This is a genomic window from Kitasatospora albolonga (assembly GCF_039535905.1).
Lineage (GTDB): Bacteria > Actinomycetota > Actinomycetes > Streptomycetales > Streptomycetaceae > Kitasatospora > Kitasatospora albolonga.
In genome coordinates, this window is sequence record NZ_BAAAYB010000152.1 from 41,229 (window position 1) to 66,155 (window position 24,927).

Annotated in this window: 22 protein-coding genes and 1 pseudogene; 10 read left to right on the forward strand and 13 right to left on the reverse strand. The window is 72.8% G+C overall.

The features are described from left to right. Positions 1-62: 62 nt before the first annotated feature. The 3 genes and pseudogenes from mobA to ABD946_RS39030 all read right to left on the reverse strand — a co-directional run. Positions 63-640: pseudogene (gene mobA / locus ABD946_RS39020) on the reverse strand (molybdenum cofactor guanylyltransferase); the annotation flags it as partial. Next, the gene (locus ABD946_RS39025; RefSeq protein ID WP_345290494.1) at positions 637-1,701 is read right to left on the reverse strand and encodes an MBL fold metallo-hydrolase; all 1,065 of its coding nucleotides are present in this window, start codon (positions 1,699-1,701) and stop codon (positions 637-639) included. The gene ABD946_RS39025 and the pseudogene mobA, both read right to left, overlap by 4 nt. Positions 1,702-1,866: 165 nt before the next feature. Continuing rightward, positions 1,867-2,637, reverse strand: a complete 771-nt coding sequence (locus ABD946_RS39030) for a polyprenol monophosphomannose synthase (RefSeq protein ID WP_345290495.1) — start codon at positions 2,635-2,637, stop codon at positions 1,867-1,869. A 356-nt stretch (positions 2,638-2,993) separates the two neighbouring features. Between ABD946_RS39030 and ABD946_RS39035 the strand changes: the two genes are divergently transcribed. Both ABD946_RS39035 and manA read left to right on the forward strand, forming a co-directional pair. Further along, positions 2,994-4,376 (forward strand): phosphomannomutase/phosphoglucomutase, encoded by a 1,383-nt coding sequence (locus ABD946_RS39035; protein WP_345284872.1) that lies wholly within the window; start codon positions 2,994-2,996, stop codon positions 4,374-4,376. A gap of 106 nt (positions 4,377-4,482) precedes the next feature. Next, the gene (gene manA / locus ABD946_RS39040; protein WP_345290496.1) at positions 4,483-5,679 is read left to right on the forward strand and encodes a mannose-6-phosphate isomerase, class I; all 1,197 of its coding nucleotides are present in this window, start codon (positions 4,483-4,485) and stop codon (positions 5,677-5,679) included. Between the two features lie 35 nt (positions 5,680-5,714). Here the strand turns inward: manA and ABD946_RS39045 are convergent, their stop codons facing one another. Beyond that, positions 5,715-6,290 (reverse strand): class I SAM-dependent methyltransferase, encoded by a 576-nt coding sequence (locus ABD946_RS39045; protein ID WP_345290497.1) that lies wholly within the window; start codon positions 6,288-6,290, stop codon positions 5,715-5,717. Between the two features lie 136 nt (positions 6,291-6,426). Between ABD946_RS39045 and ABD946_RS39050 the strand changes: the two genes are divergently transcribed. Both ABD946_RS39050 and ABD946_RS39055 read left to right on the forward strand, forming a co-directional pair. Beyond that, the gene (locus ABD946_RS39050) at positions 6,427-7,341 is read left to right on the forward strand and encodes an alcohol dehydrogenase catalytic domain-containing protein (protein ID WP_345290498.1); all 915 of its coding nucleotides are present in this window, start codon (positions 6,427-6,429) and stop codon (positions 7,339-7,341) included. A 123-nt stretch (positions 7,342-7,464) separates the two neighbouring features. Continuing rightward, the gene (locus ABD946_RS39055) at positions 7,465-8,394 is read left to right on the forward strand and encodes an oxygenase MpaB family protein (RefSeq protein WP_345290499.1); all 930 of its coding nucleotides are present in this window, start codon (positions 7,465-7,467) and stop codon (positions 8,392-8,394) included. A gap of 23 nt (positions 8,395-8,417) precedes the next feature. Here ABD946_RS39055 and ABD946_RS39060 read toward each other — a convergent pair whose 3' ends face one another. Then, positions 8,418-9,248, reverse strand: a complete 831-nt coding sequence (locus ABD946_RS39060; RefSeq protein ID WP_345290500.1) for an alpha/beta hydrolase — start codon at positions 9,246-9,248, stop codon at positions 8,418-8,420. Between the two features lie 56 nt (positions 9,249-9,304). Continuing rightward, a complete protein-coding gene (locus ABD946_RS39065; RefSeq protein ID WP_345290501.1) occupies positions 9,305-9,970 on the reverse strand; it encodes a DUF4097 family beta strand repeat-containing protein in 666 nt (221 codons plus the stop codon). A gap of 211 nt (positions 9,971-10,181) precedes the next feature. On the opposite strand from ABD946_RS39065, the gene ABD946_RS39070 reads away from it, so the two are divergent. Both ABD946_RS39070 and ABD946_RS39075 read left to right on the forward strand, forming a co-directional pair. Beyond that, positions 10,182-10,901: a GbsR/MarR family transcriptional regulator gene (locus ABD946_RS39070; protein WP_345290502.1), complete on the forward strand. Its 720-nt coding sequence runs from the start codon at positions 10,182-10,184 to the stop codon at positions 10,899-10,901. Positions 10,902-11,023: 122 nt separating this feature from the next. Further along, the gene (locus ABD946_RS39075; RefSeq protein WP_345290503.1) at positions 11,024-12,232 is read left to right on the forward strand and encodes a GNAT family N-acetyltransferase; all 1,209 of its coding nucleotides are present in this window, start codon (positions 11,024-11,026) and stop codon (positions 12,230-12,232) included. An 18-nt stretch (positions 12,233-12,250) separates the two neighbouring features. On the opposite strand, the gene dnaB is transcribed toward ABD946_RS39075, so the two are convergent. Continuing rightward, a complete protein-coding gene (dnaB, locus tag ABD946_RS39080) occupies positions 12,251-13,843 on the reverse strand; it encodes a replicative DNA helicase (RefSeq protein WP_380149527.1) in 1,593 nt (530 codons plus the stop codon). Positions 13,844-14,114: 271 nt separating this feature from the next. On the opposite strand from dnaB, the gene ABD946_RS39085 reads away from it, so the two are divergent. Continuing rightward, a complete protein-coding gene (locus ABD946_RS39085) occupies positions 14,115-15,440 on the forward strand; it encodes an MATE family efflux transporter (protein WP_345290504.1) in 1,326 nt (441 codons plus the stop codon). Between the two features lie 83 nt (positions 15,441-15,523). Here ABD946_RS39085 and rplI read toward each other — a convergent pair whose 3' ends face one another. From rplI to rpsF, 4 genes are all read right to left on the reverse strand, one after another. Further along, positions 15,524-15,970 carry a 50S ribosomal protein L9 gene (rplI, locus tag ABD946_RS39090; RefSeq protein ID WP_345290505.1) on the reverse strand — a complete coding sequence of 149 codons (447 nt, stop codon included), beginning with the start codon at positions 15,968-15,970 and terminating at the stop codon, positions 15,524-15,526. A 17-nt stretch (positions 15,971-15,987) separates the two neighbouring features. Beyond that, positions 15,988-16,224 carry a 30S ribosomal protein S18 gene (gene rpsR, locus ABD946_RS39095; RefSeq protein ID WP_030270170.1) on the reverse strand — a complete coding sequence of 79 codons (237 nt, stop codon included), beginning with the start codon at positions 16,222-16,224 and terminating at the stop codon, positions 15,988-15,990. Between the two features lie 68 nt (positions 16,225-16,292). After that, on the reverse strand, positions 16,293-16,910 hold the full coding sequence (locus ABD946_RS39100; RefSeq protein WP_345290506.1) for a single-stranded DNA-binding protein: 618 nt from the start codon (positions 16,908-16,910) through the stop codon (positions 16,293-16,295). A gap of 102 nt (positions 16,911-17,012) precedes the next feature. Continuing rightward, complete coding sequence (gene rpsF, locus ABD946_RS39105) at positions 17,013-17,303, reverse strand: 30S ribosomal protein S6 (RefSeq protein WP_345290507.1); 291 nt, start codon at positions 17,301-17,303, stop codon at positions 17,013-17,015. Positions 17,304-17,585: 282 nt separating this feature from the next. Between rpsF and ABD946_RS39110 the strand changes: the two genes are divergently transcribed. The 3 genes from ABD946_RS39110 to ABD946_RS39120 all read left to right on the forward strand — a co-directional run bounded on the left by ABD946_RS39110 (position 17,586) and on the right by ABD946_RS39120 (position 20,277). Beyond that, on the forward strand, positions 17,586-17,888 hold the full coding sequence (locus tag ABD946_RS39110) for a hypothetical protein (protein WP_345290508.1): 303 nt from the start codon (positions 17,586-17,588) through the stop codon (positions 17,886-17,888). A gap of 212 nt (positions 17,889-18,100) precedes the next feature. Beyond that, a complete protein-coding gene (locus ABD946_RS39115) occupies positions 18,101-19,219 on the forward strand; it encodes a lipid II:glycine glycyltransferase FemX (protein WP_345290509.1) in 1,119 nt (372 codons plus the stop codon). A gap of 32 nt (positions 19,220-19,251) precedes the next feature. Then, entirely contained in the window at positions 19,252-20,277 is a 1,026-nt protein-coding gene (locus ABD946_RS39120) for an alanine racemase (RefSeq protein WP_345290510.1), read from the forward strand. Here the strand turns inward: ABD946_RS39120 and ABD946_RS39125 are convergent. After that, positions 20,274-21,899, reverse strand: a complete 1,626-nt coding sequence (locus tag ABD946_RS39125) for a glycosyltransferase family 87 protein (protein ID WP_345290511.1) — start codon at positions 21,897-21,899, stop codon at positions 20,274-20,276. The genes ABD946_RS39120 and ABD946_RS39125 overlap by 4 nt on opposite strands. A gap of 203 nt (positions 21,900-22,102) precedes the next feature. After that, on the reverse strand, positions 22,103-24,763 hold the full coding sequence (locus ABD946_RS39130; protein ID WP_345290512.1) for a transglycosylase domain-containing protein: 2,661 nt from the start codon (positions 24,761-24,763) through the stop codon (positions 22,103-22,105). Between the last annotated feature and the right edge of the window lie 164 nt (positions 24,764-24,927).

The window sequence follows — 24,927 nt, forward strand, 5'->3', positions numbered from 1 at the left end:
GTCGATTCGCTCACCCGGCCGACCGCCGCGCGGTGAGGGGGGCGTCAGCCCGGCCCGGGTGTCCGCAGCCGCCGCTCGGCGCGGGCCAGGTCGTCCCAGGTGTCGCAGTCCAGCGCGGTGGCGTCCGGATCGGGCAGGCGGTGCAGCCGGAGCGGTCCGAGCAGGCGGCGGAGCGGGAGCCCCGCCGGGGGGCCGAGCTCGTCGAGGCGGGCGCGCAGCGCGGCCGTCCGGTAGGCCCCGGCGAGCGGCTGGTCCCGGCCGTCGGCGTCGACGAGCAGGGCGCCGTCGTGGCCGGAGAGGCCGTCCAGCAGACGGGCGACCGCGGCCCGGTCGAGGAACGGCAGGTCGGCCGCTAGCAGCAGCACCACCTCGGCGGTGACCTCCGCGAGCCCGGCCGCGACCCCGGCCACCGGTCCGCCGCCGGGTGGCTCCTCGCGGCACCACCGGAGGCCGCCGCGCTCGGTCGGCCCGCTCGGGGCCGACCACCACGGTGGCCGCAGCGTCGGGGCAGGCGGCCAGCACCCCGGTCGAGCAGGGTGCGTCCGCCGACCCGGAGGGCGGGCTTGTCCGCACCGTCGAGCCGCCGGGCGGCGCCGCCTGCCAACACCAGCGCGTCATGGACCATCGGACGGACCGTCATGCGGCCAGTATCGGCCCGGGGGACGGCTCGGTGGGACGGCTCCGCTGAACGGCCCCGGTGAACGGCCCCGCGCTCAGGGGTCCTCGACGATCTCCGCGTCCACGATCCCGTTCTCGTGACCGTTCTCGTGACCGCTCCCGTGGCCGCCCTGCTCGACCACCGACGCGACCGCCTGCGCGTACGCCGCCACGTTGGCCGCCGCGCTGAGCTCCAGCAGGGGCCGGCTGGGTGAGCCCGCCGTAGCGCTCGTTGACGGCCGCAGCCAGCGCCTCGGCGTCCTCCCGGTGCTCGGCGAAGGCGGCGTCGAAGTCCCGCAGGTAGGCGTTGGTGAAGGCGAGCACCCGGGAGGCGTCGTCGTCCGCGCCGGGCGCCCGGTGGCCGGCGATCACCCGGTCCGCGCCGAGCTCGGCGATCCTGGCCAGGTTGGCCCGCCACTCCTCGCGCTGGACGGGGTCGGTGTCGGCGGTCCAGACGTGGGTGCCGTTGTAGACGAAGTCCCCGGCGACCACCGTGCGGATGCCCGGGACGTGCACCACGGTGGAGCCCTCGCAGTCGGCCTGGCCGAGGCCGAGCACCCGGATCAGCTGACGGTCGATCATCAACGGCTGGGGCAACAGCGGGGCGGGCAGCAGCGGGGCGTCGGGGATGTCGTCCCCGTAGACCGGCTTCCACTGGGCCACCTTGGCGGCGACGGTGGCGGCGATCCCCGCCACCACCGGCGGTGCGGCCAGCAGCTGGGCCCGGGGGAAGAGCCGGAGCACCTCCTCCGCGCCGAAGTAGTGGTCGGGGTGGTGGTGGGTGATCACCACGGCCAGCAGCTGCCTGCCCTTGCCGGCCACCCACTCGGCCAGCTCGCGTCCGGCGCCGCGGGTGAGCTGCGCGTCGACCAGGATGGCGGTCCGCTCGCCCATGATCAGGCTGGAGGTGGCGAAGAACGCGGTCTCGGGGCCGGTGAAGACCTCGACCGTCAGCGCGGCCGGCGGCGGGCCCTGCTCGGCCGAGAGTCCGGACGCCCCGGCCGGCTCCGGCACTTCCGGGTATTCGGACTGGTCCGGCGTCACATCGGCTCCCTGGTCGGCGTGGTGGGTCGTCTCCGGACCCCGTACGGCCAGCTTGGGAGGTAGCCGGGGCTTTCGCCGAGTAGGCACGCCCAGGTGAGTGATCGAACACATGCCGGAGGCCCGCCCCGACGCACTGTCAGGACGGGCCTCCGGCGGACACCGCTGCTACTTCTTGCCCTTGCCGGTGAGCTTCTGCACCCGGGAGCCGATGCCCCAGGCGGTGACCCGCCAGAGCGCCTCGACCACGATGTTGCGGCTCATCTTGGAGGCGCCGAGCTCGCGCTCGACGAAGGTGATCGGCACCTCGCTGACCTTGTAGCCGGCCTTGACGGTGCGCCAGGCCAGGTCGACCTGGAAGCAGTACCCGGCCGAGGCGACCTGGTCCATGCCGAGACCCTCCAGGGTCTCCTTGCGGAAGGCGCGGTAGCCGCCGGTGACGTCCTTGATCGGCACGCCGAGCATCAGGCGGGAGTAGGTCGAACCGCCGCGCGAGAGCATCAGGCGGGACTTCGGCCAGTTGACGACCTTGCCGCCGGGCACCCAGCGGGAGCCGAGCACCAGGTCGGAGTTGCGCAGCGCGGTGAGCAGGCGGTGCAGCTCCTCCGGCTGGTGCGAACCGTCGGCGTCCATCTCGACGAGGACGTCGTAGCCGTTGTCGATGCCCCAGCGGAAGCCCGCGAGGTAGGCGGCCCCGAGGCCCTCCTTGCCCTTGCGGTGCATCACCTTGATGTGGTCGTCCTCGGCGGCGAGCTTGTCGGCGATGTCGCCGGTGCCGTCAGGGCTGTTGTCGTCCGCGACCAGGACGTGGACCTCGGGGACGGCGGCGCGGACTCGGGAGGTGATCCGCTCGACGTTCTCGGCCTCGTTGTAGGTCGGGATGATTACGAGCACCTTGCCGAGGTCGGCGAAGGTGCTCTCCTGGTCAGCGGCGGTCACGTCTGAGCCTTTCGGAATGCAGCGGGGGGAGAACGGCAGCGAGCCCGCGCGTCCGACGATGCCAGGACGGCTGAGCACGTGCTGGTGCAGGGCCCACAGAAGAAGACGTCTGAGAATGCGCATGCTACCCCGGGCCGGTGCGTGCTCCATCCTCCGGGCCGCCCACGGACTCGGTGCGGAGGCCGCGAACGGGTAGTCTCCTGCTCATCCTGAACACCCGCGGGTCGCGAAGCAAACCGTTCGCTCGCGCCCGGCCGGGCCGCCCACCACGTCTCCTCTCGCGTCGGAGGGCAACCGCCGCAGCCGGAGCCCTGCCCGCGCAGGTGTCGACCGAACAGTGTGGAGTGGCCAGTCCGATGCGGGACCTGAAGCAGCTGGTGAAGGCGTACGACGTCCGGGGTGTGGTGCCGGACCAGTGGGACGAGGTGCTGTCGCGGGCGTTCGGTGCGGCGTTCGTGCGGGTGGTGGGTGCGTCGGCGATCGTGGTGGGTCACGACATGCGTCCGTCCTCGCCGTCGCTGTCGCGGGCGTTCGCCGAGGGTGCGGCGGCTTCGGGCGCGGACGTGGTGGAGATCGGGCTGTGCTCCACCGACCAGCTGTACTACGCGTCGGGGTCGATGGACCTGCCGGGCGCGATGTTCACCGCCTCGCACAACCCCGCGCAGTACAACGGGATCAAGCTGTGCCGCTCCGGTGCGGCGCCGGTGGGCCAGGACACGGGCCTGTCGCAGATCCGTGAGCTGGTGGAGTCGTGGACGGGCGCGGACGGCACGGTCACGGTGCCGGCGCTGGACGTGAAGCCGGGTTCGATCTCGGCGAAGGAGACGCTGCGCGGCTACGCGGACCACCTGCTGTCGCTGGTGGACCTGTCGGCGATCCGGCCGTTGAAGGTGGTCGTGGACGCGGGCAACGGGATGGGCGGCCACACCGTGCCCACCGTGTTCGCGGGTCTGCCGCTGGAGGTGGTGGACATGTACTTCGAGCTGGACGGCACCTTCCCCAACCACGAGGCGAACCCGCTGGACCCGGCGAACATCGTGGACCTGCAGGCGAAGGTGCGCGAGGTCGGCGCGGACATCGGTCTGGCCTTCGACGGGGACGCGGACCGCTGCTTCGTCGTCGACGAGGCGGGGGATCCGGTCTCGCCGTCGGCGATCACCGCGCTGGTCGCGGCCCGGGAGATCGCCCGCGCGAAGGCCGGCGGCGAGGACAACCCCACGATCATCCACAACCTGATCACCTCCCTCACCGTGCCGGAGGTGGTCCGCGAGCTGGGCGCCACCCCGGTGCGCACCCGGGTGGGGCACTCCTTCATCAAGCAGGAGATGGCGGTCACCGACGCGGTCTTCGGCGGCGAGCACTCCGCGCACTACTACTTCCGCGACTTCTGGCGCGCCGACACCGGCATGCTCGCCGCCCTGCACGTCCTGGCCGCCCTCGGCGGGCAGCAGCAGCCGCTGTCTCAGCTGACCGCGCAGTACGACCGCTACGCGGCCTCCGGCGAGATCAACTCCACCGTCGCCGACCAGGACGAGCGCACCCAGGCCGTCCTGGCCCACTACACCGGCGACGACATCACCGTCGACACCCTCGACGGCGTCACCGTCACCGGCCCCACCTGGTGGTTCAACCTCCGCGCCTCCAACACCGAACCCCTCCTGCGCCTGAACGTGGAGGCCAAGGACCAGGCCACCATGGAGCAGGTCCGCGACACCGTCCTGGGCATCGTCCGCGCCTGACACCACCGCACCGACCGCCCGTGTCCCGCCGTTCTCCGGCCGGTACGGGCGGTCGGTTAGGGTCGTCACCTCACTGCGCACTCGGCACCAGACAGGACGACAGCTCATGGACCGGCTCACCAACACCGTCCGCCCCTACGCCTGGGGGTCCGTCCACGCGATCCCCGCGCTGCTGGGTGTCCCGGCCACCGGTGCACCGCAGGCCGAGCTCTGGATGGGCGCCCACCCGGGCGACTCCTCCCGGGTGAACCGCGGCGGGGGCCCGGCCGCGCTGAACGAGCTGATCGAGGCCGACCCGGAGGCCGAGCTGGGGCCCGCGTCGGTGGCCAAGTTCGGCCCCGCGCTGCCCTTCCTGCTCAAGGTGCTGGCCGCCGGGCTGCCGCTCTCCATCCAGGCCCACCCGACGCTGGAGCAGGCCAAGGCCGGCTTCGCCGACGAGGAGGCCCGCGGCGTGCCGCTGGAGGCCCCGCACCGCAACTACAAGGACACCAACCACAAGCCCGAACTCATCTGCGCGCTGGACGAGTTCGAGGGCCTGTGCGGCTTCCGCCCGCCGGCCGAGGCGGCTGCGCTGATGGAGTCGCTCGGCGTCCCCGAGCTGGCCCCGCTGGTCGAACTGCTGCGCGGCAAGCCGGAGTCGGAGGCGCTCAGCGCCGCGCTGGCCACCATCCTGTCGATGACCGGCGAGACCGCCGCGCGCACCGTGGCGGCCACCGCCGCCGCCGTGGAGCGGGCCGCCGCGGGCGAGGACCCGACCGGCCAGTTCGCCGGGTACGCCTACGCCGCGAAGGAGTTCCCCGGCGACACCGGGCTGATCGCGGCCCTGCTGCTCAACCACGTCCGGCTCCAGCCCGGCGAGGCGCTCTACCTGGGCGCGGGCCTGGTCCACGCCTACCTGCGCGGGACCGGCGTCGAGATCATGGCCAACTCGGACAACGTGCTGCGCTGCGGCCTCACCCCCAAGCACGTGGACGTGCCCGAGCTGCTCAAGGTGGTCGACTTCACCGCCTCCCGCCCCGGGGTGCTGCGGCCCGCCGTCGACGCCTCCGGCGAGCAGCTCTACCCTGTGCCGATCGACGAGTTCCGGCTCTCCCGCTACCCGCTGACCGGCGTCCCCCGCACCCTGTCCGGCCGGGCCCCGCAGATCCTGCTCTGCACCGAGGGCACCGCCGTGCTCACCGCCGCCGACGGCACCGAACTGACCCTCGCCACCGGCCAGTCGGCCTTCCTCCCGGCCGACGGCACCGAGACCGTCCTCTCGGGCGCGGACGCCACCGTCTTCCGCGCCACCGTCACCCTCTGACGCCACGTCACCCGCTGTCCTGAGCCCGGCCGGGCTCAGGACAGCGGTGCTTCCAGCACCAGCTGCTCCCACCTCACCCCGGCCCGCCCGTGTCCGTCGGCCCGGCTGCCGCGGTGCACCTCGGCCAGCCCGGACCCGCCGCCCAGCAGGGCGGTCTCCTCCGCCGTCACCGGGAACATCCGCCGCCCGGCCGGAACCGGCCCGTGCCGCAGCGTCAGCACCAACCGCCCGCCGGGCGCCAACAGTCCGGCCACCCGGCGCATCGCCGCCCGCCGCTGCCCCTTGTCCAGGTGCATCCACACCGCGACCGCCGTCACCAGCTCGAACCGCCCCGTCACCCGGGCCAGGCCGGGCAGTTCGTCGACCAGCCAGGTGATCCCGGGCCCCTCGTGCACCCGTAGCTCCACCACCGGCTCCACCGCCGTGACCAGATGGCCGCGGGCCGCCAGCCAGGCCGCGTCCCGGCCGGTTCCCGCCCCCAACTCCAGGACCCGCACCGGCCGTTGCGGCAGCAGGTGGAGCACCTGCGCGTGCAGCTGCTCGAAGGTGACCTCCTCGTACTGGGTGATCAGCTCCGCCGCCGCCTCCCGGTACCCGTCGGTTCCGTGCACGCCCACCGCCCCTTCCCGGCTCAGCCTGGGACCGCCGGTCCCAGGCTGAGCCGTCCTCTGCCACCGCCGGCCGCGCGGTGGAAACCTCGTTCACGTCAGCGAGATCACGAACGGCAACGGACCAGGAGTTCCCACCATGCGCGCAGTCACCGTCTCCACCTTCGGCGGCCCCGAGAACGTCGAGATCACCGAGGCCCCGCTGCCCGGGCCCGCCGCCGGCGAGCTGCGCGTCCGCACCCGGGCGGCCGCCGTCCACCCGGCCGACGCGGCCGTCCGCTCCGGCGCCGTCGCCGCCTACCTGCCGCCGCTGCCCTCCCACCGGCTGGGCTGGGACCTGGCGGGCACGGTGGACGCGGTGGGCGAGGGGGTGACGGGCTTCCGCCCGGGCGACGAGGTGATCGGCCTCTCGCACTGGTTCCGCAGCCACAACGGCGTGCACGCCGAGTACGCGGTGCTGCCCGCCTCCGCCGTCGCCCCGGCCCCCGCCGGGGTGGACGCCGCGGTGGCGGCCGCCCTCCCGCTGAACGGCCTGACCGCCGCCCAGGCGCTGGACGCCACCGGGCTGACGGCGGGTCGGACCCTGCTGATCACGGGCGCCGCCGGCAACCTGGGCGGCCTGGCGCTCCAGCTGGCCACCGCCCGCGGCCTGGACGTGCTGGCGCTGGCCGGCCCGGGCGACCGCGCGTTCGTCACCGCGCACGGCGCGCGCTTCGTCGACCGGGACGACCTGGCCTCGCTGGCCCTGCTCGCCCCCGACGGCGTGGACGCCGTGCTGGACACCGCCCTGCTCGGCCCGGCCCTGCTCCCCCACCTGCTGCCCGGCACGGTCTTCGTCGCCGTCCGCCCCACCAACGACCTGCCGGCCGACACCCTGCTGACCGTGGTGGACGTGGTGCCGGACGGCGCCCGGCTGGCCGAGCTGGCCGCGCTGGTGGCCGCCGGCGCGCTCACCGTCCGGGTGGACACCGCCGTCCCGTTCACCAAGGCGGCGAAGGCCCACGCCCGGCTGGCCGAGCGCGGGGTGCGCGGCGCGGTGGTGCTCACCTTCTGACTGGATGTCGGCGGGGCCACTGTCCTGACCGACCGTCAGCAGGTCTCGCGGGAGGCGCCGGTGACCTCCGGAGAGCCGGTCGGTACCGTGGGACGGAATGACCGGCGACGGGGGGAGCTGTCCATGACCGCAACGAGCACGGCCGTCCGGTCCACCCCCATGGAGCTGCTCCGGGAGCACCTGCTGGCGCAGATCAACGCCACCGTGCACGGCCCCGACCTGCACCTCGAACGGTACGACCGGCCGGCCGGCGACCCCGGCCTGTTCGGGCCCTCCAGCGTGGTCTGGCGGGTGCACGCGCACCCCGCCGGGATGCTGGTCGGCGGCTTCGCCGCCCTGCTGCTGCAGTCCCTGCACCCGCTGGCGATGGCCGGGGTGGACCACCACTCCGACTTCCGGGACGACCCGACCGGCCGGCTGCACCGCACCGCCCGCTTCGTCACCACCACCACGCTCGGCTCCACCGAGGCGGCCCGGGGGGCGATAGCCGCCGTCCGGCGGATCCACCCGCACATCCGGGGCACCGCCGACGACGGCCGGCCGTACCGGGCCGACGACCCGGCCCTGCTCACCTGGGTGCACACCGCCGAGGTGGCCTGCTTCCTGACGGGGTACCAGACCTTCGCCGCCGAGCGGCTGACCCCGGCCGAGTGCGATTCCTACCTGGCCGAGTACGCCCTGGTGGCCGAGCTGCTCGGCGCCACCGGCGTGCCGGCCTCGCGCGCCGGGGTGCGCTCCTACCTGGCCGGTGTGCGGCCCGACCTGCGCGCCGTCCCGGCCGCCTTCGAGGTGCTCCGGCTGCTGCGGACCTTCGGGCGCTCCCCGCGCGAGCGCCTGGCCGTCCGGGTGCTCACCAACGCCGCCCTGGCGGTGCTGCCGCCCTGGGCCCGGGCCGAACTGGGCGTCCGGCGCCCGGCGGTGGTGCGCTCCGGCTGGGACCTGCCGCTGGCCCGGGCGCTCGGGCGGGTGATGGTCTGGGCCTGCGGTCCGTCCCAGATCCGGGCCGCGGCCGTGCGGCGGGCCGCCGCCGTGCCCGGCTCGGACGCGGCCTGACGGTCCGTCCGGCCTCCGGACGGTCATGCCGCCGGGGCCAGCCCGCGGACCGCGTCGGCCACGGCACGGTAGTCGTTGCGCAGGATCTTGGAGTGGTTGCTCGGCACCTTGGCGCTGATCTCCACCTGCGGGGCGGCCTCGGCCACCTTCCGGAAGTCCGCGCGGATCCCCTCCATCACCTCGGCCGCGGCGCCCAGGTTCCCGCCGGAGGCGAGCACGTAGCGCACCGGCGTGGTGATCCGCTCCAGCACCGGCACCAGGACGCCGGTGGCGCAGACCTCGTTGGCCTCGATGTTCACCTCGGCGTGCTCGGCGGCGCTCATCTTCGCCGCCATGCCCAGCCGGCGGGCGATCGGGAAGAGCGGGCCGAGCTTCCGGAACAGCCTGCGGATGTGCGCCCGGCCGGCCTCGTCCAGCCAGTCGTTCGGCAGCGCGCCGTCCACCGAGACCACGCCCTCGGCCCGGCCGGGGTTGCGGTCCGCCCAGTTGATCCCGATCGCCGCGCCGTAGGACCAGCCGACCAGCACCGGCCGGTCCGCCTCGGTGATGCCGCGGGCGGCGAGGACCGCGCTCACGTCCCGCACGCAGGCGTCGAAGGAGTGGTCGGCCGAGCGGCCGGAGCGGCCGCGGGCCCGGGCGTCGAAGGTGATGTGCCGGTAGCCGTCGCCCAGTTCGGCGATCACCCGGCGCCAGTGCGAGGTGTCGGCGTAGCAGCCGTTCAGGTAGACCACCGGGCGGCCGGGGCCACCGGTGTCGCGGACGGCCAGGGTGGTGTCCTCGACCGGCACGGTGCCGGTCCAGGCGGTGGTGGTGTCAACGGTGGTGGTGGCGGCGGCGGTGGCGGCGGTGCTCATGGCTGGGTTCTCCCTCGGTGTGTGACGGACGGTCAGGGGCTGCGGGCGGCGGGCGGTCAGAGGCTGCGGGCGGCGATGTCGCCGTAGGAGGTGGTGGCGCGGATCGTGAGGGCGGGGGCGCCCTCGTTCCGCAGGGCGTTGCCGATCCGGCCGTACGCGGTGCCGGCGTCCAGCGAGGCGGAGACGCCGCGGGCGACGCCGACGGTGATGTCACCGGCCTCGGTGCGCAGCGCCAGGGCACCGCCGTGGGCCTCGGCGACCGTCAGGTCGCCCTTGGTGGTGGTGAGTTCGGCGCTGCCGGTGAGGCGGGCCAGGTGGATGTCCCCGGCCTGGAGGGTGAGCCGGGCGGCGGAGGCCTCGTCGAGCTTCACGGTGCCGGCCGCGCCGGTGAAGACGACCTCTCCGAGCCGGCCCACGCCGCGCAGGTCGGCCGCGGCGGCGGTGGCCTCCACCCGGGAGCCGGCCGGCAGCTGGACGGTGACCTCGACCGACCCGCTCGGGCCGAAGGCCCGCTTGGCGGCCTCCGGGGTGCTGACCCGCAGCACCCCGTCCCGGTACTCGACCAGGGTCTGCTCGGCGGCCTTCAGGTCGCGGCCGCGGCCGGGGGTGGCCGGCCGGACCTCGACGGCGACGTCCGCCCGGTCGGCGGCGATCAGCTGGACACGGCCGGCGGCGACGTCCAGGACGGCGGTGATCGGGGCGGTGGCGGCGAACTTCTGCATGGTGTCTGCTCCTGCGTCGCTGTTGTTTCTGACTTCGCAAAAGCTACGTTGCACTCACTGATCTGGCAACGTCTTCATTGCATGATTAGGCCGTCTTTGCAGCTCAGAGCCGGGAAATCATTGCAACGTTCTCCAGCGCAATGCAACGAAACGTTGCAATGGATTGGCGGCTAACGCTATGCTGACGCTCCGTCGAGAGAAGGAGACCGCGATGCCGGGCGGCAGGCTCACCCAGCAGGAACGCCAGCAGATCGCCCTCGGCCTGGCCGACGGCCTCGCCTACGCGGAGATCGCCAGACGTCTGGACCGCCCGACCTCCACCGTGACCCGCGAGGTCATGCGCAACGGCGGCCCCACCTCCTACCGGGCCGACCTCGCCCACCGGGCCACCGAGCAGCGCACCCGCCGCCGCAGCCCCGCCGCGCCCAAGGCCCGGACCGACCTCCCCCAGGCCCACGGGCGGGACGCCGAGGCGGTGCGCGCCTTCGAGGAGCTGCTCACCACCGTCCTGATGGCCTCCGGCACGCCGAAGATGATGGCCCGGGTGCTGTCCTGCCTCTACATCACCGACTCCGGCAGCCTCACCGCCGCCGACCTGGCCCAGCGCCTCCAGGTCAGCCCCGCCTCGATCTCCAAGGCCATCGCCTACCTCGACCAGCAGGGCCTGGTCCGGCGCGAGCGCGACGAGCGGCGCCGCGAGCGCTACGTGGTCGACGACGACGTCTGGTACCAGTCGATGATCGCCAGCGCCGAGGGCACCACCCGGCTCGCCTCCGCCGCCCGCGAGGGCGTCACCGTGCTCGGCCACGGCACCCCCGCCGGCACCCGGCTGGAGAACATCGCCCGCTTCGTCGACTTCGTCTCCGAGAGCATCGTCCGGGCCGCCGAACAGGCCCGGGAGATCCTCCACACCAAGCCGGAGGCCGACTGAGCACCACTCCCCCGCCGGGGTGCCGGGTAAATCGATTGACCGCCCCGGCCGCCCCGGCTGCACTGTGGCGGGGCACCGCGCACGGCAGCGCCCCGCACCGGACCGGGGAGACCGTGGCAGGCATGCAGATCCGACCCACCACCGCCGAGGACCACGACCTCTTCGTGGACACCATGTACGCGGCCTTCGCCCGCTTCCCGGACGGGCCGGCGGACGCCCCCGGGGGCTGGTTCTCCGCGCTGGAGCCGGAACGCGGCCTGCTCGCGCTGGACGAGCACGGCCGGCCGGTCGGCACCGCGAGCGCCTACGGCTTCGAACTCACGCTGCCCGGCGGGGCATTGGCACCGGTCTCGGGCGTGAGCGCGGTCGGCGTGCTGCCCACCCACCGCCGCCGGGGCGTGCTCACCGCCCTGATGCGCCGTCAACTCGCCGACCTGCGCGCCCGCGGCGAACACCTCTCGGTCCTGCTCGCCTCCGAGGCCACCATCTACCGCCGCTTCGGCTACGGCCCCGCCACCTACACCGGCCGCCTCACCGTCCGGCGCGCCAAGGCCGCCCCCGCCCCCTCCCGGGCCGGGCTCAGCGACACCGGCACCGTCGAACTGCTGCGCCGCTCCGAGTGCACCGAGCTCCTGGCGCAGGTCTACGACCGCTACCGCCGTACCCGGCCCGGCGCGCTCTCCCGCCCGCAGCGCTGGTGGGACCGCGGCGCCGGCCAGCCCCCCGTCGCCCCGGCCGCCCGCTACGTCGCCGTCCACCGCGACGCCGACGGCACCCCCGACGGCTACGCCACCTACTCCCTCGCCGAGCCCGACACCCTGGTGGTCGACGAGACCGTCGCCGCCGACGACGCCGTGGTCGCCGCCCTGGCCGCCTTCCTGCTCCGGCACGACCTGGTCTCCACGGTGGTGTTCAAGCACTTCGCCCCCGACCACCCGCTGCGCTGGCAGCTCGACGACCTCCGCGCCGCCGAGGCCACCCACTACGACGACTGGCTCTGGGTCCGCCTGCTCGACGTCCCCGGGGCCCTCACCTCGCGCGGCTACCCGGCCGACGGGGAGCTCGTCCTGGACGTCACCGACCCCTTCCTCGGCGAACACCACCGCCACGCCCTCACGGTGAAGGCCGGCGAGGCCCGCTGCACCCCCACCGACCGCGCCCCCGACCTCACGCTCGACATCAGCGACCTCGGCTCGGTCCTCCTGGGCGGCACCGCCCCCACCACCCTGGTCCGGGCCGGCCACGTCCTGGCCCGCACCCCGGAGGCGGCCGCCACCGCCGACGCCCTCTTCCGGGCCGAGCGGGCCCCGCACTGCCTGCACTGGTTCTGAGCGGGGGCCAGCGGTCCGTCAGGTCACGTCGCGGGTCATGTCGACGAAGCGGGAGTAGTGGCCCTGGAAGGCCACGGTGATGGTCGCGGTGGGGCCGTTGCGGTGCTTGGCGACGATCAGGTCGGCCTCGCCGGCGCGGGGGGACTCCTTCTCGTAGGCGTCCTCGCGGTGGAGCAGGATGACCATGTCGGCGTCCTGCTCGATGGAGCCCGACTCGCGGAGGTCGCTGACCATCGGCTTCTTGTCGGTGCGCTGCTCGGGGCCACGGTTCAGCTGGGAGAGCGCGATGACCGGGAGCTCCAGCTCCTTGGCGAGGAGCTTGAGGTTACGGGACATGTCCGAGACCTCCTGCTGACGGTTCTCGGCCCGCCGGGAGCCGCCGGACTGCATCAGCTGGAGGTAGTCGATGACCACCAGCTTGAGGTCCTGACGCTGCTTCAGGCGGCGGCACTTGGCCCGGATCTCCATCATCGACAGGTTGGGCGAGTCGTCGATGAAGAGCGGGGCGGCGGTGACGTCCGGCATCCGCCGGGCGACCCGGGTCCAGTCGTCGTCGGTCATGTTGCCGGAGCGCATGTGGTGCAGCGCGACCCGGGCCTCCGCCGAGAGCAGGCGCATGGCGATCTCGTTGCGCCCCATTTCGAGGGAGAAGATGACGCTGGGCAGCCCGTTGGTGATCGAGCAGGCCCGGGTGAAGTCCAGCGCGAGCGTGGACTTGCCCATCGCGGGACGGGCGGCGATGACGATCATCTGGCCGGGGTGCAGCCCGTTGGTGAGCGCGTCCAGGTCGGCGAAGCCGGTCGGCACGCCGGACATCTGGCCCTGCCGGGAGCCGATCGCCTCGATCTCGTCGAGCGCGCCCTCCATGATGTCGGCCAGCGGCGCGTAGTCCTCGCTGGTCCGCTGCTCGGTCACGGCGTAGATCTCGGCCTGGGCGGCGTTGACGATCTCGTCCACGTCGCCCTCGGCGGCGTAGCCCATGCCGGCGATCCTGGTCCCGGCCTCGACCAGGCGGCGGAGCACCGCGCGCTCGTGCACGATCTCGGCGTAGTACTCGGCGTTGGCCGCGGTGGGCACCGAGTTGACCAGGGTGTGCAGGTAGCCGGGGCCGCCGACCCGGGTCAGCTCGCCGCGCTTGGTGAGCTCACCGGCCACGGTGATCGGGTCGGCGGGCTCGCCCCGGGCGTAGAGGTCGAGGATGGCGCCGTGGATCAGCTCGTGCGCGGGCCGGTAGTAGTCGGCGGGCTTGAGCACCTCGACGACGTCGGCGATGGCGTCCTTGGAGAGCAGCATGCCGCCGAGCACGGACTGCTCGGCCGCCAGGTCCTGCGGGGGCACCCGCTCGAAGCCCTCGGACTGCGCGCGGTCCTCGCCGTCCCCGTCGCGGCGGCGTCCGCCGCCCTTCCCGAAGGAGCCCTTGCCCTTGCCGAAGCCGCCCTCGCCGCGGCCCTCGCCCCGTCCTTCGCCGCGCTCGTCGTTGCGGCGGCTCACCGGGAGGCGGTCACCGGGTCCGTCCGGGAACGGCCCCGGCGGGAAGGCGTCGTCGGACGGCTGCCAGTCGTCCTCCGGGGGCGGGGGCGCATCGTGGTCGTCGTACTGGGGGCCGGTCACCAGCCAACGCTACCAAGCGGTTATCCACAGGGCGTGTGGACAACCGTCCCCATGCTGTGGAGAACTCACCGATTCCTGTGCACAACCCTGTGGACACCCTGGAGTGACCCTCACCACCCCCGCTCTGACCTGCGAGAACGGACCGCTCGTCGAGTGATGAGAAATCGTTCACACACTTCCCCGGGCGGCCGCGCCGCCGTTCGATCACCGTTTCGAGTAATGATCCACGACCCCTTGTGCCACTTACCTGTGGATGAGTAGCCTTGGCTGAATGAGATCCGCCACGCCCCGCCGCCGGCACGACCGGGAGATCCTCGCCCTCGCCGTCCCGGCCTTCGGCGCCCTGGTCGCCGAACCGCTCTTCCTGATGGCCGACTCGGCCGTCGTCGGCCACCTCGGCACCGCCCAGCTGGCCGGCCTGGGCGTCGCCACCTCGCTGCTCGCCACCCTCACCGGCGTCTTCGTCTTCCTCGCCTACGCGACCACCGCCGCGGTGGCCCGCCGGATCGGGGCCGGGGACCGCCGGGCCGCCGTCCAGCAGGGCATCGACGGGATCTGGCTGGCCCTGATGATCTCGGCCGGGCTGGTGCTGCTCACCCTGCTGTTCGCCCCGCAGGCCGCCGAACTGCTCGGCGCCTCCGACACCGCCGCGCCGTACGCGGTGACCTACCTGCGGATCAGCGCGCTCGGCATCCCGGCGATCCTGCTGGTGCTGGCCGCCACCGGCGTGCTCCGCGGCCTGCAGGACACCCGCACCCCGCTGAGGGTGGCGATCGCCGGCTTCACCGTCAACCTGCTGCTCAACCTCCTGCTGGTCTACGGCGCCGGCCTCGGCGTGGCCGGCTCGGCCTGGGGCACCGTGCTGGCCCAGGCCGGCATGGCGGCGGTGTACGTCGCCGTGGTGGTGCGCGGCGCCCGGCGGGAGGGCGCGGGCCTGCGCCCGGACGCGGCGGGCATCCGGGCCAGTGCCCGGGCCGGCGGCCCGCTGCTGGTCCGCACCCTCAGCCTGCGCGCCGTGCTGATGCTGGCCACCGCGGTGGCGGCGGGCCTGGGCGACGTGCAGATGGCGGCCCATCAGATCGTCTTCACCATCTGGAGCTTCCTGGCCTTCGCGCTGGACGCCATCGCCATCGCCGGCCAGGCCATCGTCGGCCGCTACCTGGGAGCCTCGGACGTGCCGGGCACCCGGGAGGCCACCCGCCGGATGATCGAGTGGGGCCTGGCGGTCGGCGTGCTGCTCGGCCTGCTGCTGGTGCTGGCCCGCCCGCTGTACGTGCCGCTGTTCACCGAGGACCCGGTGGTCCGCGAGCAGGTCTCCCGGGTGCTGCTGGTGATCGCGCTGGCCCAGCCGGTGGGCGGGGTGGTCTTCGTGCTGGACGGCGTGCTGATGGGCGCCGGGGACGGCCGCTACCTGGCCTGGGCCGGGCTCGGCACGCTGGCCGTGTTCGCCCCGGCGGCGCTGCTGGTGCCCTCCCTGGGCGGCGGGCTGACCGCGCTCTGGTGGGCGATCAACCTGTTCATGCTGGCCCGCTGCGCCTTCCTCTGCCTGCGGGTCAGGACCGACCGCTGGCTGGTGACCGGCGCGGTCCGCACCTGACGGCCGCTCAGGACCGCCGCCCCGCACGGCGAACGGCCCGGCTCCCCCGAGGGGGAACCGGGCCGTTGACGCTAACGCGTGGTTCAGGCGGCGACGACGGCGACGTCGAGGTTGGCCTGGACGTCGGCGTGCAGCTTGACCGAGACCTTGTGGGTGCCCACGGTCTTGATCGGCGAGGCGATCGCGACGGCGCGCTTGTCCACGGCGGGGCCGCCGGCGGCCTTGATGGCCTCGACGACGTCGGCCTGGGTCACCGAGCCGAACAGACGGCCGGCGTCACCCGAACGGACGGCCAGCTTGACCTGGACGCCCTCCAGCTTGCCCTTGACCTCGTTGGCGGCCTCGAGGGTCTGGATCTCGTGGATCTTGCGAGCGCGACGGATCGCGTCGACGTCCTTCTGGCCGCCCTTGGTCCAGCGGATGGCGAAGCCACGCGGGACCAGGAAGTTGCGGGCGTAACCGTCCTTGACCTCGACGACCTCGCCGGCCGAGCCGAGACCGGGGACCTCGTGAGTGAGGATGATCTTCATTCTTCGGTCACCCTCTCTTAGCGCGTGGTGGAGGTGTAGGGCAGCAGCGCCATCTCACGGCTGTTCTTCACGGCCGTGGCGACGTCACGCTGGTGCTGGGTGCAGTTGCCGGTGACCCGGCGGGCACGGATCTTGCCGCGGTCGGAGATGAACTTCCGCAGCAGGTTCGTGTCCTTGTAGTCAACGTAGTTGACCTTGTCCTTGCAGAAGACGCAAACCTTCTTCTTAGGCTTGCGAGCAGGCGGCTTCGCCATTGTGTGCTCCTGTGAATACGAGATCTGTCAGCATCGCCGGGCTTCCGAGGGCCCGGCACGCACCGCTGTTAGAACGGGGGCTCTTCCGAGTAGCCGCCACCGGCCGGGGCACCCCAGCCGCCGCCGCCCTGGTTGCCACCAGAGGACGGAGCGCTGGACGCCCACGGGTCGTCGGACGGGCCGGACTGGCCGCCACCGGAGTTGCCACCCCAGTTGCCGCCGCCCTGCTGGCCGCCACCGCCGCCCCAGGAACCGCCCTGGCCACCGCCACCCTGCTGACCGCCGCCGCCGTAGCCACCGCCGCCGCCGGGACCGCCGGAGCGGTTGGCGCGGGTGACCTTGGCGGTCGCCGAACGCAGGCTCGGGCCGACCTCGTCGACCTCGACCTCGAAGACCGTCCGCTTCTCGCCTTCCTTGGTCTCGTAAGACCGCTGGCGCAGTCGGCCCTGCACGATGACGCGCATGCCGCGCTGCAGCGACTCGGCCACGTTCTCCGCCGGCTGACGCCAGACGTTGCACGTGAGGAAGAGGCTCTCGCCGTCCTTCCACTCGTTGGTCTGGCGGTCGAAGGTGCGCGGAGTGGACGCGATACGGAACTTCGCGACCGCCGCACCCGACGGGGTGAAGCGCAGCTCGGGGTCGTCGACGAGATTGCCGACGAGGGTGATGACGGTCTCGCCTGCCATGGATGGTGACCTCTCGGAAAGAAGTTCTGCGGTGCTCGTCCGCTGTTTCACGTGAAACAGCGGGCGTGAACCCTCCCGACGCCTAGGGCGTCAGGCCGTGGTTCAGTGGGTGTCCGGGCGCAGGACCTTGGTCCGCAGAACCGACTCGCTCAGGCTGAGCTGGCGGTCGAGCTCCTTGACGACCTCGGGCGTGGCCTTCAGGTCGATGACCGAGTAGATGCCCTCGGACTGCTTGTTGATCTCGTACGCCAGGCGGCGACGACCCCAGGTGTCGATCTTCTCGACCTTGCCGCCGCCGTTGCGGACGACGTTCAGGAACGACTCGATCAGCGGGGCGACGGCGCGCTCCTCGACCGACGGGTCGAGGATGAGCATCAGCTCGTAGTGACGCATGGGTAACCCACCTCCTTTGGACTCAACGGCCACGGTCTCTCCGTGGCAGGAGGGTTGTGCAGCGTCGGCACCGGTGTCCGGACGACGCACCGAGGACGCTAGCCCTCGGCACTGACATCCGCCCCCGGCCCGGTGAAGGGCAGACGGGGGCACAAGTACACCAGTGCAGACCGCACAGCCTACCCGCACCCGTACGGCCGAACAAAATGCATAGGGGTTGTGATCCACCACCCAATCGCCGCAATCTGGACAGAACGGCTCTTCACCCGGGAGGTGGGCCCCATGGCACAGACCGTGCGCCGCACGCCGCCGTTCACCCTCAACACCGACGGCCACGCACACCCCAAGGAGAACGCGCTGGTCGGGGTGGCAGCCGTCCTGGGCCTGGTGGCCTTCACGACGGCGTTCTTCCACAACCTGCACCTGATCAGCTCCTGGACCGGCCTGTTCGGCATCGTGGTCGGGCTCTGGGGGCAGTTCGTCTCGGTCACCACGGCCGAGCGCTTCGTCCTGATGATCTCGATCGTCGCCGCGGCGGTCGGCTTCTACCTCGGCGTCGCCCACGGCGGACTCTGGGGCGCGTGACCGGCCCCCGCGCGCTGGTCCGGCACGATCCGTCCGGTCCGACCGCGTAACCTCCGACGCCCTCCCCGCGTACACACCGCGAGGGGGGCGTCCCGCTGCCCGACCCCGCCCGCCCCCGGCCGTCCGACCGGCCCGGAGCACTGCGCCCGAAACGGACCATTCGGGCGATAGGGTCACCCTGGACCGGCCCGACCTAGGAGGAGCACCCCAGCATGAGCCTGCGTCTGAGGACGATCACCCGCGAGGAACACCTGGCCTTCGTCCGGGCCCGCCCCTCCGCCAGTCACATGCAGGTTCCGTCCTGGGGGGACGTCAAGAGCGAGTGGCGCACCGAGAGCATCGGCTGGTTCGACGCCTCCGACCAGCTGGTCGGCGCCGGGCTGGTGCTCTACCGGCAGCTGCCCAAGCTCAAGCGCTACCTGGCCTACCTCCCGGAGGGCCCGGTGATCGACTGGTTCGACCGGGACCTGGACCGCTGGCTGGACCCGATGCTGGCGCACCTCAAGGCGCAGGGCGCGTTCTCGGTGAAGATGGGGCCGCCGGTGGTGATCCGCCGGTGGAACGCGCCCAGCATCAAGGAGGCGATCGCCGGAAAGAGCGCCAAGCGCCTGCGCGACCTGGAGCCCGACTGGTACGAGCCGCGCGCCTTCGAGCTGGCCGACCGGCTGCGGAGGTCCGGCTGGCTGCAGGGCGAGGACGGCGGGGCCGGCTTCGGCGACGTGCAGCCGCGCTACGTGTTCCAGGTGCCGCTGGCCGACCGCTCGCTGGACGACGTCCAGAAGGGCTTCAACCAGCTCTGGCGGCGCAACATCAAGAAGGCCGAGAAGAGCGGCGTCGAGGTGGTCCAGGGCGGCTACGAGGACCTCGCGGTCTTCCACCGGCTCTACGTGGTGACCGCCGAGCGGGACCACTTCACCCCGCGCCCGCTCTCCTACTTCCAGCGGATGTGGACCGCCCTCACCACCGAGGACCCCAACCGGATGCGGCTCTACCTCGCCTACCACGAGGGCGAACCGCTGGCCGCCACCACGATGCTGACGGTCGGTGAGCACGTCTGGTACTCCTACGGCGCCTCCGCCAACCACAAGCGCGAGGTCAAGCCGTCCAACGCCGTCCAGTGGCGGATGATGCGCGACTCCTACGCGCTCGGCGCGAGCGTCTACGACCTGCGCGGGATCAGCGACACCCTGGACGAGGAGGACCACCTGTTCGGGCTGATCCAGTTCAAGGTCGGCACCGGCGGCCAGGCCGCCGAGTACGTCGGCGAGTGGGACTTCCCGCTCAACAAGCTGCTGCACAAGGCGCTCGACCTCTACATGTCGCGCCGCTGACCCATCCTCACCACCCCGGGGAGAACGTTCCGATGACCCTCTCGCTCCAGCTGGACACCGCCCGGTGGCGGGCCCACCAGCGGTCCGTCCTGGCCGAGTTCCCCGGACTGGTGCCGGTGGCCAAGGGCAACGGCTACGGCCTCGGCAACCTCCGGCTGGCCGAGGAGGCGAACCGCCTGGGCACCGGGCTGCTCGCGGTCGGCACCGCCGACGAGGCCCGGACCCTGGCCGGCGCCTTCGACGGCGAGCTGCTGGTGCTCACCCCGTACCGGCCCGGCGAGGAGCCGCTGCCCGCCGAGGTCATCCGCACCGTCGCCCACCTGGAGGCGGCCCGCGCGCTGCCGACGGGCAGCCGGGCCGTGGTCGAGTGCATGACCTCGATGCGGCGGCACGGCGTCTCGACCGCCGACCTGGCCCGGCTCCCGGTGGACGGCCTGCGGCTGGAGGGCTTCGCCCTGCACCTGCCGCTGGACCGGCCCGACGGCTCCGACCCGGTGGCCGAGGTGGCGGACTGGGTGACGGCGGTGGCCGCCGCCGGGCTGCCCACCGACCGGTTCTTCCTCAGCCACCTCGGCTCGGCCGACCTGGCCCGGCTGGCCCGGCGGTACCCGGACACCGAGTTCCGCTCCCGGATCGGCACCCGGCTCTGGCTCGGCGACGTCGGCGCGCTCACCGCCCTGGCCACCGTCATGGACGTCACCCCGGTGGCCAAGGGCGACCGGTACGGCTACCGGCAGCACCGCGCGCCCTCCGACGGCCACCTGCTGGTGGTCTCCGGCGGCACCGCGCACGGGGTCGGCCTGGAGGCCCCCAAGTACGTGCACGGCATGCTCCCCCGGGCCAAGGGCCTGGCCCGGGCGGGCCTGGCGACCGTCAACCGGACGCTCTCGCCCTACGCCTGGGCCGGGCGCCAGCTCTGGTTCGCCGAGCCGCCGCACATGCAGGTGAGCATCCTCTTCCTGCCCGGCGGCGGCGCCAAGCCCCCGGCGATCGGCGACGAGCTGGAGCTGAACACCCGTCACACCACCACCCACTTCGACCGGGTGGTGGACGCCTAGGAGTTCTCCTTGCCGCTGCGGAGCTCCTCTGCCGGAGCCGGCGCCGACTCCGGCTCCGGGTCCGGCCCGCCCACCGTGTGGCCGGGCTCGAAGCGCTCGGGCAGCCAGTCGGTCTGCTCGGGCAGGGCGTAGTCCGCGTAGCTGCGGTCCTCGCGCAGGCGGCGGGCGGCGCCGAGCACGAAGACGTCCGGGGCCTCGTCGAGCACACCGCCCGAGGGGTCGTCGCTGCCGTCCCAGCGGACCGGGTCGAGCTCGGGGCGCAGGACGTCGCGGACCACCATCCAGCACAGGTAGAGCGTGCCGAGCAGGTGGAGCACGATCGCCAGGTGGTACCAGTCCTGGTTGATGCCGTGCTGCTTGGAGTCGCCGGTGAAGGCCAGGTAGGACCAGACGCCGAGGAAGTACAGCACCTCGCAGGCCTGCCAGATCAGGAAGTCCCGCCAGCGCGGGCGGGCCAGCGCGGCGAGCGGGATCAGCCAGAGCACGTACTGCGGCGAGTAGACCTTGTTGGTCAGGATGAACGCGGCCACGATCAGGAACGCCAGCTGGGCGAAGCGCGGGCGGCGCGGTGCGGAGAGCGCCAGCCAGCAGATGCCCAGGCAGGCGGCGATCAGCAGGCCGGCGATCCAGGTGTTGAGGGTCTCCAGCTGCTCGCCGCGGTCCTGCATCAGGATCAGCCAGAAGGAGCCGAAGTCCTCCTTGCGGGTCTGACTGAAGGTGTAGAAGGTGGCCCAGCCCTTGAAGTTGGCCACCATCACCGGGAGGTTGACGAGCAGCCAGGCGCCGGCCGCGCCGCCGACCGCCTGCCAGAAGGCGCGCCACCTGCCGGCCCGCCAGCAGAGCACCAGCAGCGGGCCGAGCAGCAGGAAGGGGTAGAGCTTGGCCGCGGTGGCCAGGCCGATGAAGGCGCCGGCCCAGGCCGGGCGGCGGCCGGCCCAGAAGGCCATCGAGACGGCGCAGAAGGCGACCGCCAGCAGGTCCCAGTTGATGGTGAGGTTGAGCGCCAGCGCGGGGGCCAGGGCGAACAGCAGGGCGTCCCAGGGGCGGCGGCGGTGCGCCCGGGTGAGCGCCACCACGGTGACCACCGCACAGGCCGTCAGCATCCCGGCGTTGATCAGCCAGAACCACTGCTCCTGGGTCTCGGTGTCCCCGGTGCCCGGCGTGAGCCAGGCCGCCACCTGCATGAACAGGCCGGTCAGCACCGGGTACTCGAGGTACTGCATGTCCGCGCTCGGCTGCGGCAGCATGTCCACGTACGGCGTCAGCCCGGCCGCGAAGCCGCGCCAGGTGTACAGGTGCGGGATGTCGCTGTAACAGGCGTGGGTGTACTGGGTGGTGGCGCCGCGGAACCAGCCGCCGTCGTAGCAGGGCAGCTTCTGCGCCATGCCCAGCACGCAGGTGACGATCACCAGCAGGGCCAGGAAGCGGGCGGGGACCCACCAGTTGACGCCGAGCAGGGCGCGGCGGCCGGGCGGGCCGCCGAACAGCTCGCTGCCCGCAGCGGCCACCGGGTCCTCGTCCGCGGGGACGACCACGGTGTTCGGCGGCGGCCCCGGGGCGGCCTCCGGGTCCGGGACGGTGGCCGTGCTGCTGCCGTTCTCGTCACGTGCGCTCGACGTCATGGCGGACATGATGCCGCACTGGTCCACTCCACAGCAGGTGCCCCCCGCCCACGGGTTTCGGCCGCGGGCCGGCGGGCGCCCGGAATGCCCCCCTCGGGGCCCGGCCGAGACCCCGCGCCCGAGCGGAACGCGGCCGGAACGCGCCGGTGGCGGCCCTCCGAGGAGGACCGCCACCGGGTGGTGCGGGTCGGGCCGACGTTCCGTCAGCCCTGCGGGGCGACCCCGTTGTTGCCGCCGGCCGGACCGCTCGCGCCGCCGGACGGGCTCCCGCTGGAGCTCGGACCGCCGGTGCCGGTCGGCCTTCCGGTGGGCTTGCCGCTCGGCTTGCCGCTCGACGAGGGGCCGCCGGTGGGGCAGAGCGCCGGGACCAGGCAGGGCTCGTCGGTGCCGGTCGGCGACTCGCTCGGCCTCGTGGTGGCCGGGCCGGTCGGGGAGTTGGTGGTGTCCGGCACGGTCGGGGCGATCGTGGTCGGCGGAGCCACCGGGGCGGTCTCGGTCGCGCTGGCCGACGGGCTGGCCGTGGACGGGGCGCCCGAGGAGTCCACCTGCTCGCCGATCTCCTCCGGCTTGGGGAAGCTCTCCTTCGGCTGGCCGTTCAGGATCGTCTTCATGTAGCGGGTGAAGATGTCGGTCGGGAAGTCACCACCGTGGACCTCGTCCTTCTTGGCGGTCCCGTTCAGGGTGAGCAGACCGGGCTTGCCCGGCTCCTCGCGCCACATGCCGACCGAGGTGACCAGGGACGGCGTGTAGCCGACCCACCAGGCCGACTTGCCGCCGTCGGTGGTGCCAGTCTTGCCGGCCACCGGCCGGTTCAGCGCGTTGGTCTTGCTGCCGGTGCCGTTCTTGGCGACGTTCACCAGCACGTCGGTGACGTTGTCGGCCACCGGCTGCTCCAGCACCTGCTTCGGGGCCGCCCGGGTGAACTGCTTCTGCTCGGCGCCCTGGTGCACCACCTTGCTCACCGAGTACGGGTCGGTCTGCATGCCGCGGGCCGCGAAGACCCCGTAGGCCGAGGCCATCCGGATCGCGCTCGGGGTGGAGGTGCCGAGCGGGAAGGTGGTGGTGGAGGAGTCGGCGAGGCTCTCCTTGCGCAGGCCCATCTGCTCGACCAGCTCGCCGACCTTCTTGGTGCCGACGTCCTGGCCGAGCTGGACGAAGGGCACGTTGTAGGACTGCTCCATGGCCTTGCGCAGGGTCACGTAGCCGGGCTTGCTGCTGCCGCTGTTCTTCTGCCGGTAGGGCTTGCCGTCCTCCAGCACCGGCTGGCCGTTCAGGCCGCGGATCTCCGACTTGTCGTCGGCCAGGTAGCGGCTGTCGGCGTTGATCCGCTTCGGCTTGCCGTCGGGGCCGGTCTCGGTCTGCACGCCGTCCTGCATGGCGGCGGCCAGCACGAAGGGCTTGAAGGTCGAGCCGACCGGCACGCCGAAGGTGTCCGCGTTGTCGGTGTGGTGGCCCTTCTCGACCCCGTCACCGCCGTAGATCGCGATGATGGCGCCGTCGTTGGGCACCACGGAGGCGGCGCCGACCTGCACGAACCTGTCGGTGTCGGGGCGCTTGTTCTCGTCCAGGGTCTCGGTCCGGAAGTCGTCCACGGCCTTCTTCAGGGCGTCGACCTTGTCCTTCTGGAAGGTGGTGTAGATCTGGTAGCCGCCCCGGCCGAGCGCGGCCTCGGTGATGTTCTTGTCCTTGGCCATCAGGTACTTGTTGGCCAGCTCGACCATGTAGCTGACCTGGCCGTTCATGCTGGCCGAGATCTTCTTGGGCTGCGGCTCGGGGAACTCGGTGCAGCCCGCCCGCTTCTCCTTGGTGATGGCGCCGGTGACCACCATGCGGTCCAGCACCTCGTTCCACCGGGAGACCGCGCGGTCGTGGTTGGCCTTGATCGAGGGGTCGTAGTACGAGGCGCCCTTGAGCAGACCGGCCAGCATGGCGCTCTGACAGAGGTTCAGGTTCTTGGCGTCCACCCCGTAGTACGCCTGGGCGGCGGCCTGCGCGCCGGTGGCGCCGCGGCCGAACCAGCTGGTGTTGAGGTATCCGGTGAGGATCTCCTCCTTGCCCTTGTCCTGGTTCACCTTGAGCGTGATGATCAGCTCCTTGGCCTTGCGGCTCAGGGTCTGGTCCTGGCTCAGGTACGCGTTCTTCACGTACTGCTGGGTGATGGTCGAACCGCCCTGGGTCTCGCCGCCGGTGGCCATGTTGTACACGGCGCGGGCGATGCCCTTGGGGTCGATGCCGGTGTCGTTCCAGAAGCTGGCGTTCTCGATCGAGATGGCCGCGTTCTGCAGGTCCTTGCTGATGTCGGCGAGCCCGACCACCTGGCGGTTGGTGTCGCCCTGGCGGGTCATCTCGGAGCCGTCGGCCCAGTAGTAGATGTTGTTCTGGCGGTCCACGGCCGCGTTCAGGTCGGGCACCGGGGTGAGCGCGTAGGCCGCGCCGACCACCGCGACGCCGCTGCCGACGAACAGCAGGAAGACCGTCAGCTGCTGCTTCCAGGACGGGATCCAGCGCCGCACGCCGGTCTTGCCGAACCGCGGGTAGTCGATGAAGCGCTTCTTGCCGGGCTTCCCGGGCCCACCGCCCTTGGCGCCCCGGCCGGGGCCGGACTCGGCGCCGCCCTTGGCCCCGCCCTTCTGGGCCTGCCTGCGCATCTCCGCCCTGGTCAGACGGGGCTGCTGGGCGGTGGCCCTGGCCGCACCGGCCCGGGGGCCCGCGGCGCGGGGGCCGGCCCCCGCGCGGTCGCCGCCGTAGACCGGCGCGCCCTCGGGCGGGGACCCGTACGCGTACGGACGGCCGCCGTCGGCCGGGTTCCCCTGCGGCCCCTGACCACCGTCCGGGTTCGGCGACCTTCGGCGTCGTTCGCTCATCTTCCAGCCACTCCTCGGTCCTCGTGCGCAGGCGTACAGAGAGCCCGTGCACACGCGACAGAGTACGCATCCGAAAAACGCACCTAATCGGGCATCAGATGACAAGCTGCGCATAACGCCGCCAGATCATTACATGCCCGTTGCCAACCTGGCCCCGAACGGCC